Here is a 17,460-nt window from a genome sequence, read left to right on the forward strand (position 1 = left end):
TAAATTATCATTATGTTAACAAAGTAGAATTGATTATGAATGGTTTAACACTCCATAAACCAGAGAATATAGCAAACTGAACATGAAAACAACGAGTGATTAACATTGATGCTATCTATCTTCAAAATGACTGAATGACGTGAATAAGATTTGTGTTTATAAGGTCAAGACGTTAAGATTTTTCAAATGAGTTTCTACAGAATGCCGCCTTGAAATGCAAAAAAGCTCCGACATCCATCTGAGCTTTTTGTATCAACTAACCAAACTTATAAATACTAACCAAATATTTATGCACCAAAGCTAAGACCTGATCGTTAAATAAGTGTTAAATAATAGTGATGTATTACCTCCTTATTATGACATAATATGAACTGACCAATAAATTTAAAACCAGCTTTTCTTTAGCTTTTATTCATTAAAAACAAATATATCGTACATCTCGAATATGAGGTAATCTCATTAGTATAGGTTTCTCCTTGGTATTCGAAGATGTCAATTTTGGCAGACATCTGGAATACCCTGTATATGGAAGGTTGCAGCTACCTTGCTTAAATCTGCCGATTTATCATAATTCGCCCCTTATAAATGGGCTTACTTTGATCTTGTCTACTTCGGATAAACCATTATAAAATTCTGTTAAGACAGCTTTAATATAAGATATTTTTACTACTCTTATGATTTTAGGAGCACCTTCCTTATCGCTTCCTCTCACCATAATTCCCAATAATTGCCCCTCAGAATTAAATACGCCCCCTCCGCTCATTCCACCGATCGCTTGCGCGTCTGTAAAGAATTCGGCACTCGCATTATAGGGTATATCTCCTTCGACATCGCCTGCAATCTTCAATTTTTGGATTGCTTCCGCTGCTTCTTTATTAGATAATATTTTTCCATAAGCTACTGCTCCGTTAGGGTAGTTGATATAGTCCCGAGGATAACCAACTGCAATGACTTTTTCGCCTTCTACAGCGGTATTCCATGTTTGGGTTGCTGTTGTCCTATGCTCGGGGTCATATAGCTGCAATGGTTCAGACGTTTTAACAAGTTCAGGGTATTTAGGAAAAGGACCTTGCGGAGTTCGTTGATTATCAATTATTCCTAGATAAAAATCTTCTGCCGGCAGTATGGTCGTATTAGTGGCACCGGAAGAAATATCAAAATGAATGAAGGGGAAATCTGCCACCAGTGTATTACCTAAATCGATACCTCCATTAGTCGGAGGAAGTTGCGATGATTCAAAAATGCCCGTGTTTTCGGACGATAAGTCAAAGAATTTGGCGTTTCGGGAATTCCATCCGGATATGTGATAAACATGGTTGGCGCTTATATAAAGTCCCAAACCATAATCGTTTTTTCTACTCCAAATTGTTTTTGATCCGTAGCCACGTCTTCCAACGCTTCCCCGTACCTTATTTAGTAGGTTAATCAGGTTTTGATCATTTCCGTTCAAAATATCTTCAATTTTCGGAACGGTTTGCTCGCTTTTTGGTACAACTGGGTTATTTCGTTTACATGATTGGACGGCTATTCCAACACTTATTAATAAAACTGTCAATACTGTTTTTGTTTGCATATTATATTGAGCTTAGGTAATAGTAATTAATTATTTTAAGTTAACTCCCGCTAATCGGGCATTTGGTGCCTGTCACTACTATGAAATAATTATTTTTTTTAAAACTTATTTGTCGCGCATGAAGAAAGTATCCTTGACAACATCCTTCCTGTCGCTATTTATACGATTAAATTGTTGAAAACGCTACATTAAACTCAGCTTTTTTGTTTCGTCCGAGCCGGTAAAGAAATAACATCCAAACTCCGAATCCGACAATAAAAGCTGGCAGGGGATTTTTCATAGTGGTACCCGCCAGAAATGCTCCGGTAGCAATAATGCAAGTCAGGAAAAGCAAAAGACTGGTACCCAGTAACCGAACAACTTATTGTGTAGAATAGGTATATTAAACCTTGAGCAAGAAATAAAGTCAAGTAATAAGCCTTTGTTCATCAAACTTTCTGATGCTTTTGCATTAATAAATCCCTTGTCTGCAAAAACATAACCTTTGAGGTTTCCAAAGAGTTTAACCATGATATCAAGATTGTTGTCGGCAACATTTCCATAGGTAAAAAAGCGCTCATGATTTCTATAAATGCATTGATATCCTTTTTCCAAAAGTTCTCAGTTTAAGTAGTGATCGACCGTCAGCCCCCCATTATACTCCATCATTTATGCTTCAAGGGGCAATAGATTTTTATATGTCTTTTACCCTTCCTCCTATTCACCTTTAAACAAGTCGATACAACGGCAATATCTGCTTACTAAAACTAATTACCTAAAGTTGACTTTTAACTTAAGCAAAACTTTATTCATCAAAGCGTGTTTACACCTATATAATAGTTTAAAAATCAATTATTTAACCAAAAAAAATGTATGCGTAAAAGACATCTAACCGCCGTTCTGTTACTGTTAGTAGCTTCGGCATGTAAAAAAAACAATGATGCGGAAATGCAGGCCTCCGAACAAGCCAGCTCAAGCACTGCAATAACAACTGGCGACAGCATCCCGCATGTTTGTATTGACAAATTTACTGGCACCGAACCTATCGTAATGGGCAAGGCCACCGAAGGAACAACAACTGAGATGGTGTATCTTGGCGGAACAAGATGGGCAACTGGAAAAACGCTGAGGGTATTTTTTATAAACGGCAACGATTTTTTGCACGATAAAGTAATGAAGTACGCCCGTATATGGTCTGGTGTTGCCAATATCAAATTTACAGTGAGCAACAATATGGAATATTCCGACATTCGTGTTGGATTTAGGGTTAACGGAGATGATCGTTCATGGTCATATTTTGGTACCGATGCCGAAAAATCGGGCAAAGACAAGCAAACAATGAATTTCGGCTGGTTTACTTGGCAAACGGACGAAAGAGATTTTAAAGGTACTATAACGCACGAATTTGGCCACGCCATTGGGTTGGCACACGAGCAGCTAAGCCCAGTTGAAAAGATAAACTGGGATAAGCCAAAGGTATACAAATACTATATGGGGCCGCCCAATAATTGGACAAAGAAGATGGTAGATGATAACATCTTTAACAAGTATAGTGCAAGCGAGGTGAAAAATACCGTGTTCGACCCAAAGTCTATTATGCAGTACCCAGTTCCTGCTGAATTTACAACCGATGGCGTTGCCATTGGCTATAACTATAATCTTAGCACAAGAGACAGAGTATTTATCGGGAATCTTTACCCCGGCGGGGGAACGCCTTCAGGCGAACCCACAGATCTGTAATGATGATAGCAAAAAGAGGCTGTCTCACAATATTGAGATGGCCTTTTTTGTGTTTTTAGATTTCATGGTATTTCCGGACGATAGGTCTCAGATTTGATATCAGTAGTTTTATTAAGTCACTTCGCAAAACAAAAGATATTGATGTATGCAGCAGATTCGTTTAAATAAATTAGAACAACAAATTAATAAAAATATGAAATAATACATCCCACTCAAAACCTTTCAACCATAAAAATGCAAAGATTTTGAGTCTCAAAAATCTGTTAAAATGAAATGTAATTACAGAATATAAGTGTCCTATACTGTTTTCTTCAACTTCACTGTTACTTTACCCCCATTCTTTTTAATAGTCACTACTTTTTTTACATCGGCTGCCATAAGATTTGTGAATTCGAAGTGGCCTTCATTAAGGTCCTAAGGCGAACGACAATTGATCGCTCGCCTTATTTAATACATGCTCTAATAATGATCTCTCCCTGATTATTCGCCAGTTTTTCCCGCCATTGTTGCAATTGCTCAGACGTTAGCCTCGACCATTCCATTGCCTCACCGATGATTTTCAAAGGTTCCCGGGTTCGATAGGAACGGGTTGGGTTGCCCGGAAATTTTTTGTTGGTCACATTGGGGTCGTCCTCGAAGCAGCCAGTGGGCTCAACAACATAGACACGCGCACGTCCGTCGCCTTTGGCCATTTCAGCAGCCAGGCCCGCACCATTAACTAGAGCGGTAAAATAAATGTGGTTCATCACCAAGTCCGATTGATAGTTGGAAATGCGGCCGGCTGTCAGGAAATCACCCACCTCTAGGTCGGCTCTGGTGCCATGATAAAAAGGTCCTTTGTCGGACGGCTGGCTTGCCCGTGCTGAAGCTAAATCGTGATGTTTTTTTGCAGTATCAAAATCGCCCAATTCTTCGTAACATTTAGCCAGATTGGAGTAAAGCGAAGAAAATGCGCCTTTAACCGCATCATTATTTACCTTCTGGGCCAGTTCCAATGCGGTCTCGTACCACTTTAACCGGTCAGCAACGGTTAGCTGAACTCGGGCCAAATACCAGGCTGCTATAAACTTCTCAAATTCGTTTGTCGCTTCGATCCAGGCCTGAAGGAAAAGCCCGGCGGCTTCCTCCGGTTGACCCTTATCCTCCATGTTCATTCCCTGCATGCAAAGTTGAATAACAGCATTGCTTGGGTTAAATTCCATACTTATTTCTCCAGAAAAAATGTTGTTTTTTTTCAAAAATAATTCACTAAATCGGTAAAAAATCAACTTTTAAAGTATATTTTTTTATTCGCACTAAGAGAATAATTTGTACGTTATATTTACAACATCCTTAGCTAAAGCTTATCGGTTTTCTATAAGCTTCTAACTTTGATTTTATGAAAATATCGATAGAGGAACAGGTAAAACAATCTAAACGCTACCCTTGGATTGCCGCCCATCGTGGCGGGCCACTTTCCTTGTGTGAACGGCAGCAATTGATCAGATGGGCCAGAGAATGTGTAGAACATGTGTTGCATCTATTAGGCGGCGAAGCTGATCCTCGTATCCTGGACGCGTTGACTACTGCAAAAGAGTGGGAAAATGGCAATGCATCAACCGGTATATGCATGAGAAAGTCACTCGCTGCTCATGCTGCCGCCAGAGCTTCGGTTAATGAAATCCATCGGGCTGTTGCCAGGGCAGCGGGTCAAACCGTTGCAACAGCTCATATGGCTGACCACTCACTCGGAGGTGCCCATTATGCACTCAAGGCGATCAAACTGGCTGATCTCGACTTGATGACCGAAAAACAGTGGCAAGAGGACATGTTATCTCTTTTGTCTGATCGCATACAGCAGCTTATCATGGAAACATGGCAGGAAAAAAAGCTGGATAAAAGAATTTAGTTATCAGAGTTACAGCCTTCCTTTTATCAGATTTTTCTAAGTGTCAGGACGGGACCTCTCTGTTGTCTGTGCATTAACATAGCTAACTAGTAAGGTAGTCAATAGTATAGGTATATTTATTTCATAATTAACATTTTCAAAGTTCTTAAGTTTATAGAGTATAAAAAGAGACTACAGCATATCACGAAGAAATGCACGTCAGTCTCTCAATGTGTGTATTTCGGTGAAAGTGCCCCCTCTGTTTCGGGCCAAACTGGCCACCAATTTGACTACCGGATGATGCACCTCTAAGTTCCTTTCCCTCTGAACAAATATACGCTTCGGACCCAAATCCATTCTCCTCAGCACTTCCCGGTTTAATCCACCTTACTACCGGATTTATCTCCGATTCAGACCTTCCTAAAGATCAAATCCATTCGCAGGTATCAACACGCTTAAAAAACGCCATATTCCTCCAAAATAGCGAAGCGACCGTAGTCCATCCCGAATTGCAGATATGCTCCCAAGAGCCTTTATTTTATGCAGAAATTAAAAAATTATTCCCGAAAGCCAGTCGCAAAAAGAGCTGATCGAAGGATCAGAACGGCCAGTTTGCCCCGAAGCAGGTGGTCACTTTAAAGCGAAATGGGGTGACAGTTTAAATGCGGAACGGCTAGCCATTTTTGCCGAAATGCCCAATCATTTGACTCGTCCTGATTTTACTTGTCGTTTTTGAGTTATGATACTAGAATTAGTTTACATCTTCTGAATTTCTTTAGAATATTTTTTAGGTTTAAACCGATATGTTCCCTAAATACCGTAGTAAAATGGCTAAGACTTGTAAATCCAACATGAAGACCAGCTTGAAAAACCAAAAATTTTTCGCCCAAATCACATACGCAGCTTCCATCATCCCCCGGAACGTTAACATCTGAAGATAGTATCTTGACTAATGCCAAAACACGACGTCCTTGCTAGGTATTGTAGACTAGCCATTTTCTTTTGACAAGTTGATTACTTCATCAGTTTGCTGCATTTGTAAATAGCATGTGCGCACTGGAGTTGCTACCTTTGTTAGGACAAAATTTTTATATTTTTTAACTCTAAGAGTATAAAAAAGATCAGAAAAATTACAGTTTAGAAATCGAAGATTCGATGAAGTCAATTTAAAATTCAGGCGGCTATCTTTAAGTGAACATGAAGCAATGTATCCCTAGTAGATCAAGAATTGGAATTTGCAAAGAAAGTTTAGTCAATTGGAGAAAGCTTCACAAACAATGTAAACCAACGAAGGAAAACAAATTTCCTCTCATCCCATAAGAGAAGAGCTGCTGAGACTTCGAACGGAACTCGAAGAAACAAAGCTAGAGCGTGACATCTTAAAAAAGGCGGTTGGCACCTTCGCCAAGAGAGGCTGGTATGTAATGCTTCGGGATGTCTACTTTAGTTGAAAATACAACGAAATATTTAGAATTATTTTTGACGAAATGTTTTGGCGGGAAGTAGTGTATATATTATCACAAATGTCGTCTCTTTCATTTTAAGATTTCTTGGAACCACAAATTCAGATATAAACTGCCTGTTTTACCCCCTAAAAGTTTTACTTACTTTGTTTTGTGTAAGTTAGATGAATTAGAGAGCTAATTTGCCGTTTCTTTGCGATGGTTTGGGATGTTATCTTCTTTACTTGACGTTTTCTTACTAATTTCCTTTTCAAGCTTGTTAAACTTAAGTCTGTATTTCTTGAAAGATTAAGTTATATTTCCATCAGTTTAAAATGCAATTATTTAAAGAAATGAAAAAGTTAATAGTACTTTCACTTATACTAGGTTGTCTTTACAGTTGTTCTCAGGAAAAAGGAAAAAAATTTGCAGAAGATGCAGATGTTCAGAGTACAGACACTATTATAAACGGCTTGGTCATTAAAAATTACAAAGAAAAGGGACTGTATAAAACATTTAAAGACGCAGACAATAAGTATGGAATAGCAGATGTCACAGGAAATGTTATTGTAGATGCTACTAATGACGGGCTTGAAAAGCGAAGCGATTTTTATTATATGTCTCACAATGCAAATAAACCGGATGCTCTTGTCTGGTTGGATGTTCAAAACAAAAAGCTCATCGTTCTTCCTGATTATATAGATCATCATTTAAATATAAAGGAAAACATTGATATAGTTGTTGATAAAAACCAAAAAATGGGAGTAATTGCTGACGGAAAAAAAGTTCTGATACCTTTTCAATATGAGAGTATTGAAAAAATAGGCAATAAATATTTTGCAAAACAAAGTGGTAAAAGTAGTATAGATGTTTTTGATCAAAATTTAAAAAAAGATATACTCCCTTTCAGCTTGAAAGATGCTGTTTTGTTATCAGATAAAGCAAATTTAATTACAGCTACCAATGATAAAGATAAGGTGGGTATCATCAGTTCAGATCTGAAATTATTGGCTCCTTTTGAGTATTCAAGCATTGTGCCTTATACATATGATAATCATTATTTTATAGTATCTAGAAGAGGTGCTGATGATAAACCTTTATTTGGTATTATGGATAATCAATTTAAAATTGTTATCCCTATGACTTATACTTTTATAGACGAAAGTGATAATGAGGAGAAAAAACTTGAAGTAACAAAAGATAATGTAAGCAAGACAGTAGATTTTATGGATTTTATTTCGAAAAAATAACAGTGTATAATATGAATTATTGTAATGCTTCTGGGAGGCCTACTTTAGTTGAAAATAACACGGAATATTTAGAATTATTTTTTGACGAAATGTCTGGTGGGAAGTAGTGCCACCACCAAGTTCGCCCCCCTTTCGACCTAACTCATTGTCAAAACATTTTTTTCCTTTGCAACAGGGATAAAAGCGGATACCTGCCAGTGAATAAGGCCTGCAGGCGTATGAGTGGATAGCCCGCCAGTTGCCCAAACCATAAAGAGCTATTATTAAAACCTCAAACAACATCACCATTTCATGTTGTTTACCCCGTTAATAAAATATCCACACACCTGCAGTACCTTTTGCTGTCCTGTGACACAGAAGATGCTATAAACGATAAAACAAGTTTAAAAACGTTATAGATCAGCCGAATATATACTTTAAGCGGTAACCAGTGTACATTTTTGAGCGAAATGAGTGGCCATTTCAGATGCGAATGAGCGACTTGGCTACAACTTTTCAGTGATAACGAACGAACTCGCCCAGCGTCGACCTTTACCCGTTTTAATCGTCCATTCCAGCCAGTATTGCTACCGCCCAATCTTCATAACGCTTTTTTAGAATGGATGTAATCAAGGTGCGGAGTTCATCAGATCCCTTTAAAATGACCTGCATTTTCCTCCCGATTACCCTGGCAGAAACCAGTTGCAGGTAATCTCCCCTTTCAACCGGATATATCTCCATTACATCAAAATGGTCATCATAGATATCCTCATCGCTAAGCTCAAAATAAACCCCGATAACGTGTTCGATATCGCTGATATCCTTTGTACGTGAAGGACGGTCGTTATAGGCAGTGAGCTTGAGGATCACGATGCCTTCAACTGAACATACTTTTACTGAAAGGCCTTCCCCGAAGTTCACTTCCTGGACAAAAGGATAAATTTCCTTAAAGCCAGGCATATTCAGGGTAAATATATTGGGTGGCTGGAGATAAACATGGCCATTTGCAGATTCGATCTTTCCAAAAGGGATCAGGTCCACTTCCAAAGCACCTTTATAATACAGTTTGATGTGCTCGGTAGGATCGGCGGTAAAATTTCCAGAAGCGAGCAAAGTATCTTTAATCTGGTTGAACTGGCCTGCATCATCCAACATGATCGCCAGATCAACATCATCTGTTTTTCTTATCGCGTCGGTTCCGTCCTTTGCTGAAAGATGGAAGTCTCGCGCTATCGCACCCACGATATAAAAATCTACCTCAAATGACGCGAGAATAGCCTCCATGTCCTTTAACATGGAAATAAGCGCTGGCTGGTGCAATGGATTATTTGTCAAGATACCTTACTTTGATGCGTTCGGCCGTCTCCTGGCAACGGCTATCAAAGCTAGTCATTAATTCAGCGTAAGCCAATAGAAAAGGAACCGTTCGAACAATTTCAGCCGGCTCATATTCATTTTCCCAGAACTGTTCCAATATCTCGATCTTGCCGTCCCTATCGGGAACCAGCTTAAGTTCCTTCATCAGTTTTGAGACACTGAGCTCGGTATAAATGGTAAACCTTTCAGGCGAAAGGTAGTCGGTCAACAATGCCCCGGCATTTTCCCCTCCCCACAAAAAATCCTTCTGCCCTATACTTCTCCAATTTTGGTAGTTAGCCTGATCGATAAACCTGTAAGTTCCCTTAAGAAGTTTTGGACGAAGGTTCGTACTGAACAGCTCACACCATTTCTGCAACAGGCGGTCCCGCTGTTCCAAAAATTTAAAAGGCCTTGCTGATCCTGCACCAGCTGATTTTAAATAACCTTCATTCTCCAGTTCGGTAATCAGCGCTCCCACCGTACCAAGCGCTATGCCGGCATGACCGGCAATCCGGCGGTAAGGCTGGTTGATCAGACCAGGAAACTGCAGAATGGCAAATATAAATTTCAGACCGGTAGGGTTCCACAGCTTCCCCACCGCTGGCAGTCTCGTCTCGGTTACAGCCTGGTCGTTGATGTAAACAAATAAATCCCCGGTATTGATAGAAGCATTTCCCGCCACTTCCAGGTAATTTATCCGTTGTTCTTTGAGCTCATGTTTTAATGGCTTGGGAATATACTGGCTTATAATGAGCGGCGCATAACCATTCACCAAATCAAGAGCATGCAAAATCGCCGGAAGCTGGCTGCTACGCAGTTCATGCCGTACCTCCACATTAAAGAGACTCTTTTGCCTCCCAGCCCCGATAGAAACCAGTGCATCAACCACACGCTCTTCTATAAGCACTTCAGTTTTAAGCACATCATAATCAAGGCCAGTCAATTCGCTTAGCCTTTCCAGTCCTGCATATAGTATTTTTTGTTCACTCATATCAATATGTTCATGATTCATGAACAATCAAAAATAATGAACAATTTTATCATTTCAAAGCGAAAAAATGAACTTGTAATGTTGGCAGGTTGATCGTTAATTTTCCTTTAGTGATATTTATAAATCAAGTTTTCTTTTCAATCTTTTTAATACTTCTGCGAGATTGACAGAAATTCCGTTGCTTTCAAATTTGCCTACACGAACTACTTCTGGAATGATATCTTAAGATTTGCCGCTATCCCCGGGAGATAAAGTTAACAACTTTGGCTTTCAGTTCATCAAAAGAATGCTTCAAAAGTTCGGTATAAGCCTCTTGAATATAGAGAGAAGCGGTCCACAAACCATTTTAGCTATTCTGGTCACAAAATGACTCATCATCCACGATGTCATTTACTACAATATAGTACATGTCAGCAAACATAGCGTGCTTCAGGAATTTGAAGATGCAGTCATGAGGGCATACTCCTAATATTCTCAGCTGATAACTGCACACGAAATCGGAAACTGTGCTGTCCAAGATTAAAGTTCTAATGTTGGCTGTGCATAAACTCCCCAATTGAAATTATCTGTTCAGGTTTTCTCCATAACCGCTGCCCAGTCCCCACCAGTCTTATTCAGACTTGCCATAAGGCCATTATCTTACAGGACGTTCCACGGTTCGTTCTCCGCAATGCGTATTTCGGTAAAAATTGTTATATCGAATTCACTCTACGGACCTCAATCAGGGAGGCGTAACAATCGGTTCGAGCAAAGGTCCATGTAAATAATCCTATAAATCAAATACCATGAAAAACCAGCAAAATAAAAACCGTATGGTCCGTAACATCATCATCATTTTGGCTTGCCTGATCGCCGTCAGCAATACTCCTCCGATCCAGTTCTTCAACCTGGACAGGTACCATTACCAGAATGCAGACGCCAGCTTCACCTATACAGAATTCCCCGGTAAAAGCCTCGATCCTGAAGTAGGCATGACCAGATGGCAACGTTTGAAAACCCTAAACCCAAATAACCCCAACAGAACCTCTACCGCACATTTACAATTAATCCGCTAAAGTCCTGGGAATGGTGGCAATATATCGTACACGCTGAACGCTATCGCCTTCCGTATAGACCAGCTGCCAAAAAAGCCAACATCTAAACAATTCATAACAAATAGATTACACACTAAATACCTATTAATGGGTATTGCAAAAAACAACTATTAGGAATAAATTTAACTAACCAGACAACATTTAAATTGATCTCATGAAAAATACCATCCTAACAGGTACACTGTGCCTAGTGATGGCAACAGCCGTTGCCCAAACGGTCGATTATAAGGAAATCGACTTCCAGAACGATGCCAGCATCATTTCCACCATCAAGGTCAAAACCGGATCGCGTTACGGCATCAGGATCATCAACATCAATAAAAAACTCTACATCATCGATAACACGGTGACCAATACCAGCTATCACGAAACCCCACCTGCGCTTTTCGAGGTTTTCTCCAAAGCGGAACTGCCCGGAAAAACAGCGGACGGCGCAGCCCTTGCCAGCGGAAATACCAATCTGGTGACCACCGAAGAATTGGGCGATGCAAAGCTTTCCCCTGCCCTCCGGGAAAAGCTTACCGCACTTAATAACCTCTACAGCAATACGGCAAATACCATCTTTAGCAATGACGAGCTATTGACCGGCTTCGGCGACGCTTACCGCGAGATCCGTTCCATACTGACCTATCAAAATAACCTCACTGCGTTACAAAATAACTGTGAGTTGAAGTTCGACCAGATCCGCACCGAAGTGGTCAATCTGACACGGGCCAGCTTCAGGTCTTCCACAATGGAACAGCGGGACAGGGCCAGCCTTGCCTCTGCAGATTATAATGCAATACGCCCTATCCTGGCCCGGTATTTCGACCGCACCATTGAGGAAGAGGTAAGAAAACGCTACGAACAGATCAATATCGTTTTCGCCCCGAGCAAACGCGAACAGCTAAGCAAGGATGTAACCAAAATCAATGCCACCATCAAAGAACTCATTGCCGCCATCGAAAAGGAAAAACCAAAAGACACGGCCTCCCTCGACATCCTCAAAAAACTAAAAGCTGAACGCGATGGCAGCGCCCTGCAAAACTTATTGCTGGATAAAATGGATCGTTATGCTAAGGTGGATATCGTTAAACTCAACAGCAGCATGGAAACTTTCGCCACATCCGGCCAAAAGGATGTACTGAATGTCTATGACTATTTCACCCCCGGAAACTGGACCTACGTAGTGGATGCCCAGCCCATCGAAAACGACCTGACCGTTATCGCGGTAAATATCAAACCAAAGGACGCGGTCTCCTGTAGCATCACCGCAAAAAGCTATGCGATGAATATAAAGGCAAAGGGCGGTATCAAAATCGACTTTTCAACCGGGCTCTTCACCAACTTCGGGGGCAACGACTTTAAGGACCAGACTTACCGTTACGAACCTGTTGAAGGCAGTACCACCCAGCAGCAGATCGTAAAAAATGAAAACAAAAACAGCATATTTCCATCCGTAGGTGCATTAATGCATGTTTATTTCCGTACAGGCAATGACGTAAAACTTGCAGGCACCTTCGGTTTAAGTACCAAGGACCTGGAAAAAATCAATTATCATCTGGGTGGCTCACTGATCCTCGGCACATCCAAACGCTTCATCCTCAGTGCCGGTGCCACACTGACAAAAGCCAGCCTCATCAGTGATGAATATCATGTCGGCCAGACGCTCGAAAAAGCAACAGCACCTGCCGCTATCCCTACCGCATCTTTCAGCCGCTTCGGTTTCTTTGCCGCATTCACCTATAACCTGACCGCCAAATGAAAACCCTCACGATCCTGGGAATGATCTTCCTCGCATGGGCGCCCATGAAACCCTTTGCCCAAAACCTGTTCAACACAGCCCTGGACACTCCAATGGTCTGTTCATTCAACTGCAGTACCACTTTCATTGATCTGCAGAAAAAGTGTCCGTCCCCCCTTCTGAGCCTCCCCAAACCGATGATTGCCACCAGGGTTAACCCCTTCGTTGAGTTTGACGGCATTATTTCCAGGTTAAAAGGCGAACAGGCGAACCCTTTTACTTTGAGCTACTCATTTTTAGCCTGCACTGCGACCTGTAACGCGGCCAGCACCCTGGACCGTTACTCCAACCAGATCATCTACTATAACCCGGACTTCTTGGACAAAATCAAGGGAAGCGATGAAAAAGTAAAATGGGCGGTGCGCTGCATCATTGCCCACGAGATCGGCCACCATATCCTCGGCCATACCCTTCCCGGAAACCCAGGCCCCAATAATGAGGACCGACGGAAAAGGGAAAAACGTGCAGATTTCTTTACAGGCTTTGTAATCAGCCGCTTCCCCGGGGCGACAATTGAAAATGCCCTGGAAGGTATCCGCAGCCTGGATGCCTCAACCTACAGTCCGCGTAATGACCAGCAGGAAGCCAACAGTACCTATCCGACGCTTGCCAACCGCATTGATGCGGTAAGGGAAGGTTTTCTCGCTTCTACTTCATCACCGATCAACCAAAATACCAACCGCTCGACCGGAACTGCCTTATCCCTTAAAATGTTCAGGGATATTGACAGCATTGCCCTTGCCCAGATGGAAACACTTGGCCGCTCACAGATATTCCGCACAATGGACAAACTCTTTACGCTGGGCATGTACAATGAGGCCAGACTGCTGGCCGAAGACAAGCTCAAAAAACTAAACCTTATCGGCAGCGAACAGCTTTGGCAGTATAAGTCCATAGCCCAGGAACTTGGCAACGATAAAGCGGAGGCCATTAAAAGCCAACGCAAGGCCGTCCAACTGGGCAAAGATGATCCGGCAACAATCCTGCGCCTTCAGCAGCTATTGAAGCAGGGTACAAACATCCAGAAAATCGAGGCCGATAAGCTAAAGGAAAAACTAGAGAGCGAAAAAATCAGGCAAAAAATGTTGTTAAGGCAATAAAAAAGGCAGGCAAAAAAATAAAGCTGATCTGATCGCGTGCAACAGCAACATACAGCAATTAAAATAACAAAGGCCTGCAAAAATCATTGCAGGCCCTAAATACTACAACGTTTTAAAATCTTTCGAAATTTACAGGTGATATAGATCCAGTTAATAATTAGCCTGGAACATGCACCAGGCATTGGTACACTCGTCATTTGGAGCAACGTCCGGTAAATACTACGGGGCTAAATGTATACCGTATCAGGGAAATCTGACCATAGCTGAATGAGAGCGGTTATGGAAGTTAGTCATGATTTAGCTGCAATTTGCGGTGCTGGCGGAGCCATGGTCGCTGTCGTCATTTTTTGTCTGGCTGAATTCCCCAGAAGTAAGGGTATCGGCACCAACACCTCCTTGAACTGACGACAATGCTCCTAAAGTCATTTTGTCAAATTTCGAAAGATTTTCGAAATCTGATTTTTGCATTTCTCTTTTCATAATACTTACTTAAGTATTCAAATATAAAAAAAGTAAATGTTCTCAAAGTAACTGAATTCCAATAAAGTGAGGAGACGGCAGCTATTTACCACCATTGCAAGATTAATGAAACAAGACTAGAATATATATTATATACAACATTCCTTTAGAGAGAAATTCAGCCTGTCGACAACAGACTATAAATTGGCCGAATAACAAAAATTTATTTCTATAAAGTTTGTTATGGTGATTTTATCTTATTTTCAAATAAAAAATTAATTTTACTAAAATTGGATATTCTATGAAAATGGTAAAGTTTTACAAGTTTTTTAAAAAAAAATATTTTGAAGGAAAACTGCAATTAATTAACGGTATCCGAATGTTGGTATTTAAGGAGAATGAACAAATTTTTAATTTGTTGGACTTTGATAATAATGAAATTTTTATGGAGCCACTTCTTTATAGCTATTTCAATAGTACGATAAAAGAAATGTCACTGATGCAAATACTTTATGGATATATACAAGAAGATATGCGTCCCTTGAAAATTAATGTTCAATCAGACCATACAGGATGCATTTATCTTCCCAAAATTGGTTACTTTTTAACTACTGAGCCTAATAGTTTACTTGAAATATCATGGGATGCCGCGAAGCAAAAGTATTTAATCTTAAAAAGTAAAAAATTAGTGAATTTTTTATTTGAAAGAATATGCTATGTAGAGCATTCGAGCATTGAAATTTGTTTACACGGGAATCAACTGCTGGATCAGTATTTTGATGACCCCACAGAATTGAATATTGAAGAAACTTTAGAATTGCATTTTAATAACCTGAATCCTGCTATTGCGATGCTTAAGAACTTCAGTAATGAATTTTATGAACTGTTTGAAGACGCAGTAAAGAAAATTCTAATTTATAACTCCAAAAATCAAAGGTCGTTTGCAACTATCAGAGCAAATGGTACGGCCTTTTTAAGAATAAAGAAAGGGGATAGTTTAGTTTATATCATTGAGGATCTTTTACACCAATGTGCCCATGTAATATTCTATGCGATATCTTGGGACAAACATATGCTCTTTAATTACCCAATAGATACACCTTTAAAAGTGATTACCGGAGATGGGATGGAAAATCGGGAGCTTCTGGGTGCTTTTTATAGTTTCTACACCTATTGTTGGATAGGTCTTTTTTTAGATCTAATGTTTGATTCACCCCTTGCTTTAACATTTGATAGACAGGAGATGTTTGGAAGATTTACCTATTGTATGGACAAATTTAAAAGGGATTTAATCAATTTTTCTTATCCAGGAATTTTTAAAGAGGTAGGGCAGGAATATTTTGAGGTTTTTAAGGTGGTTTACAACAGCTTATACCTTAAACATGACAAATTGATTGAAAGTGTCAATCTTACAAACCAGGACTATGAATTTAATATGGAAAAATTTAAGCAATTGAACCAGGATGTTCTGAAAAACAACATCTAATCTATTGGGAACCTAAAAACTTAGAAGATGGTTTTAAACTGATCAACATATTCTTTTTTTGTTAGGCCAACCAATATATGGTCAATGCCATCATTAAGATAGCTCCTGCATGCTAAAGTGGCTAGTTCTGTATTGTTTTCAAAATGTATTCCCTGATTTTTAGAAAGTCCTTCCAAAAATTGTCCTGTTTTTAACTGCATGTTTTTGCTGGCATAAGCTAAACTATATTTAAAAAGCTGATTAGTTAAATTATCTTTAATTTGAGCATCAGAATAGATGAAATCTAAAAATGGTTTTAATATCCTTTCATACAAATGCTGTACTCCCTGATGGCTAGCGGCGGCTTTCCATGTAGAAATAAATTGGTTGACTGGCTCAAAATCAGTTAAGCTAGAAGGCCCGAATTTACTGTTTAGTTTTCCTTGTATGAGGTTCAGGAAATGCTGAAGATCGTGATCTGCCTGCTGATCAAAATCAGAAGTAATATTATTCTGAGAATAGGCTAATCTTATCAGTCCTCCTGCTGTATTAATATTTAAAGGCCGGTTGGCAAAAGATTTAATCCCATTTTCTTTTAATAAGGATATTAGACTTTGTCCATTAACCATCGGTAACTTCGCATCGTGCTCCAATAAATTATATGGAAACTGAACCAATTTGAAATGGTTACTTTTAGATACTTCATTTGAGAGGGATAAAAGCATTGGCATACTGGTTGCAAAACAATGCTCATTCCGAAAAGGTAAAGTGTTAGAACTTACACCATAATATCTGATCACCTGTTTCTTTACCAAATCCTCCAAAACCTCAAACGCTTTTTTGATCTTTACGTAATATTCAGTTTTCATGCCGGGATTTGCATATAAGAAGTATTCAGGATTATGCAGTAAAAATCCGTCAATAAACTTCCTGTTTAATTTTTTTAGTGATTGTTTAATGCGTTTTAATATGAAATCTGGATGTAGGCAATGAAAGGTGCCATTGTAGTTTATTATTTCGTTATTTCCCATTCCTTTCTTTAATAAGGAGTTGATAAAACGATGGTCAATATCAGGAAGAATATACCCAGCCTTTGTGATTACAAAAACATCCTTTTGGGGATTTTCTTTAATAAAACTACCTATAAGCGCCTCAGATTTTCCATATTGATAATTTGAAGCCGTATCGATTAACGTTCCTCCGTATTCCATCGCTGCTTTTAAGGCTGCTATATGGTCGTTGTTTGAAACGGACATTCGGTAAGTTCCAATTCCAATTTTACTTAAATCTTCTAGTGCAATCAAAGGATGGGCGTTTGGTTCTTTTATTAATCTTATTCTTAGCAAATTATATATTTTTTGTATCTTTTCAAAAGATAA

The 17,460-nt window shown here is 39.6% G+C and carries 13 protein-coding genes and 1 pseudogene; 7 read left to right on the top strand and 7 right to left on the bottom strand.

The genetic code is table 11. The features are described 5' to 3' along the window. Positions 1 to 565: 565 nt before the first annotated feature. Together ACUN24_RS20825 and ACUN24_RS20830 are read right to left on the bottom strand one after the other, a co-directional pair. Entirely contained in the window at positions 566 to 1,573 is a 1,008-nt protein-coding gene (locus tag ACUN24_RS20825; RefSeq protein WP_445564261.1) for a S1 family peptidase, read from the bottom strand. Between the two features lie 321 nt (positions 1,574 to 1,894). Next, positions 1,895 to 2,167, bottom strand: a complete 273-nt coding sequence (locus tag ACUN24_RS20830; RefSeq protein ID WP_445564262.1) for a hypothetical protein — start codon at positions 2,165 to 2,167, stop codon at positions 1,895 to 1,897. A gap of 258 nt (positions 2,168 to 2,425) precedes the next feature. On the opposite strand from ACUN24_RS20830, the gene ACUN24_RS20835 reads away from it, so the two are divergent. After that, positions 2,426 to 3,292 (top strand): M12 family metallopeptidase, encoded by an 867-nt coding sequence (locus ACUN24_RS20835; protein WP_445564263.1) that lies wholly within the window; start codon positions 2,426 to 2,428, stop codon positions 3,290 to 3,292. 443 nt (positions 3,293 to 3,735) lie between these two features. Here ACUN24_RS20835 and arr read toward each other — a convergent pair. Continuing rightward, positions 3,736 to 4,128: pseudogene (gene arr, locus ACUN24_RS20840) on the bottom strand (NAD(+)--rifampin ADP-ribosyltransferase); the annotation flags it as partial. 542 nt (positions 4,129 to 4,670) lie between these two features. Here arr and ACUN24_RS20845 point away from each other — a divergent pair. Both ACUN24_RS20845 and ACUN24_RS20850 read left to right on the top strand, forming a co-directional pair. Then, a complete protein-coding gene (locus tag ACUN24_RS20845; protein ID WP_445564264.1) occupies positions 4,671 to 5,180 on the top strand; it encodes a putative immunity protein in 510 nt (169 codons plus the stop codon). A 1,756-nt stretch (positions 5,181 to 6,936) separates the two neighbouring features. Continuing rightward, positions 6,937 to 7,851, top strand: coding sequence for a WG repeat-containing protein (locus tag ACUN24_RS20850; RefSeq protein WP_445564265.1), 915 nt, complete (start codon positions 6,937 to 6,939; stop codon positions 7,849 to 7,851). 540 nt (positions 7,852 to 8,391) lie between these two features. On the opposite strand, the gene ACUN24_RS20855 is transcribed toward ACUN24_RS20850, so the two are convergent. Both ACUN24_RS20855 and ACUN24_RS20860 read right to left on the bottom strand, forming a co-directional pair. Then, positions 8,392 to 9,165 (bottom strand): hypothetical protein, encoded by a 774-nt coding sequence (locus ACUN24_RS20855; protein WP_445564266.1) that lies wholly within the window; start codon positions 9,163 to 9,165, stop codon positions 8,392 to 8,394. Beyond that, a complete protein-coding gene (locus ACUN24_RS20860; protein WP_445564267.1) occupies positions 9,155 to 10,180 on the bottom strand; it encodes a type IV toxin-antitoxin system AbiEi family antitoxin in 1,026 nt (341 codons plus the stop codon). Before ACUN24_RS20860 ends, ACUN24_RS20855 begins: the two co-directional genes overlap by 11 nt. Before the next feature lie 785 nt (positions 10,181 to 10,965). Between ACUN24_RS20860 and ACUN24_RS20865 the strand changes: the two genes are divergently transcribed. From ACUN24_RS20865 to ACUN24_RS20875, 3 genes are all read left to right on the top strand, one after another. After that, positions 10,966 to 11,235, top strand: coding sequence for a hypothetical protein (locus ACUN24_RS20865; protein WP_445564268.1), 270 nt, complete (start codon positions 10,966 to 10,968; stop codon positions 11,233 to 11,235). A 193-nt stretch (positions 11,236 to 11,428) separates the two neighbouring features. Continuing rightward, on the top strand, positions 11,429 to 13,018 hold the full coding sequence (locus ACUN24_RS20870) for a hypothetical protein (RefSeq protein ID WP_445564269.1): 1,590 nt from the start codon (positions 11,429 to 11,431) through the stop codon (positions 13,016 to 13,018). Next, positions 13,015 to 14,157: a hypothetical protein gene (locus ACUN24_RS20875; protein ID WP_445564270.1), complete on the top strand. Its 1,143-nt coding sequence runs from the start codon at positions 13,015 to 13,017 to the stop codon at positions 14,155 to 14,157. The genes ACUN24_RS20870 and ACUN24_RS20875 overlap by 4 nt, the downstream gene beginning before the upstream one ends. 297 nt (positions 14,158 to 14,454) lie before the next feature. On the opposite strand, the gene ACUN24_RS20880 is transcribed toward ACUN24_RS20875, so the two are convergent. Further along, entirely contained in the window at positions 14,455 to 14,637 is a 183-nt protein-coding gene (locus ACUN24_RS20880; protein ID WP_445564271.1) for a hypothetical protein, read from the bottom strand. A 280-nt stretch (positions 14,638 to 14,917) separates the two neighbouring features. On the opposite strand from ACUN24_RS20880, the gene ACUN24_RS20885 reads away from it, so the two are divergent. Next, the gene (locus tag ACUN24_RS20885) at positions 14,918 to 16,102 is read left to right on the top strand and encodes a hypothetical protein (protein WP_445564272.1); all 1,185 of its coding nucleotides are present in this window, start codon (positions 14,918 to 14,920) and stop codon (positions 16,100 to 16,102) included. A gap of 20 nt (positions 16,103 to 16,122) precedes the next feature. Here the strand turns inward: ACUN24_RS20885 and ACUN24_RS20890 are convergent, their stop codons facing one another. Further along, the gene (locus ACUN24_RS20890) at positions 16,123 to 17,427 is read right to left on the bottom strand and encodes an aldo/keto reductase (protein WP_445564273.1); all 1,305 of its coding nucleotides are present in this window, start codon (positions 17,425 to 17,427) and stop codon (positions 16,123 to 16,125) included. Positions 17,428 to 17,460: the final 33 nt, after the last annotated feature.

Source organism: Pedobacter sp. WC2501 (assembly GCF_052682415.1).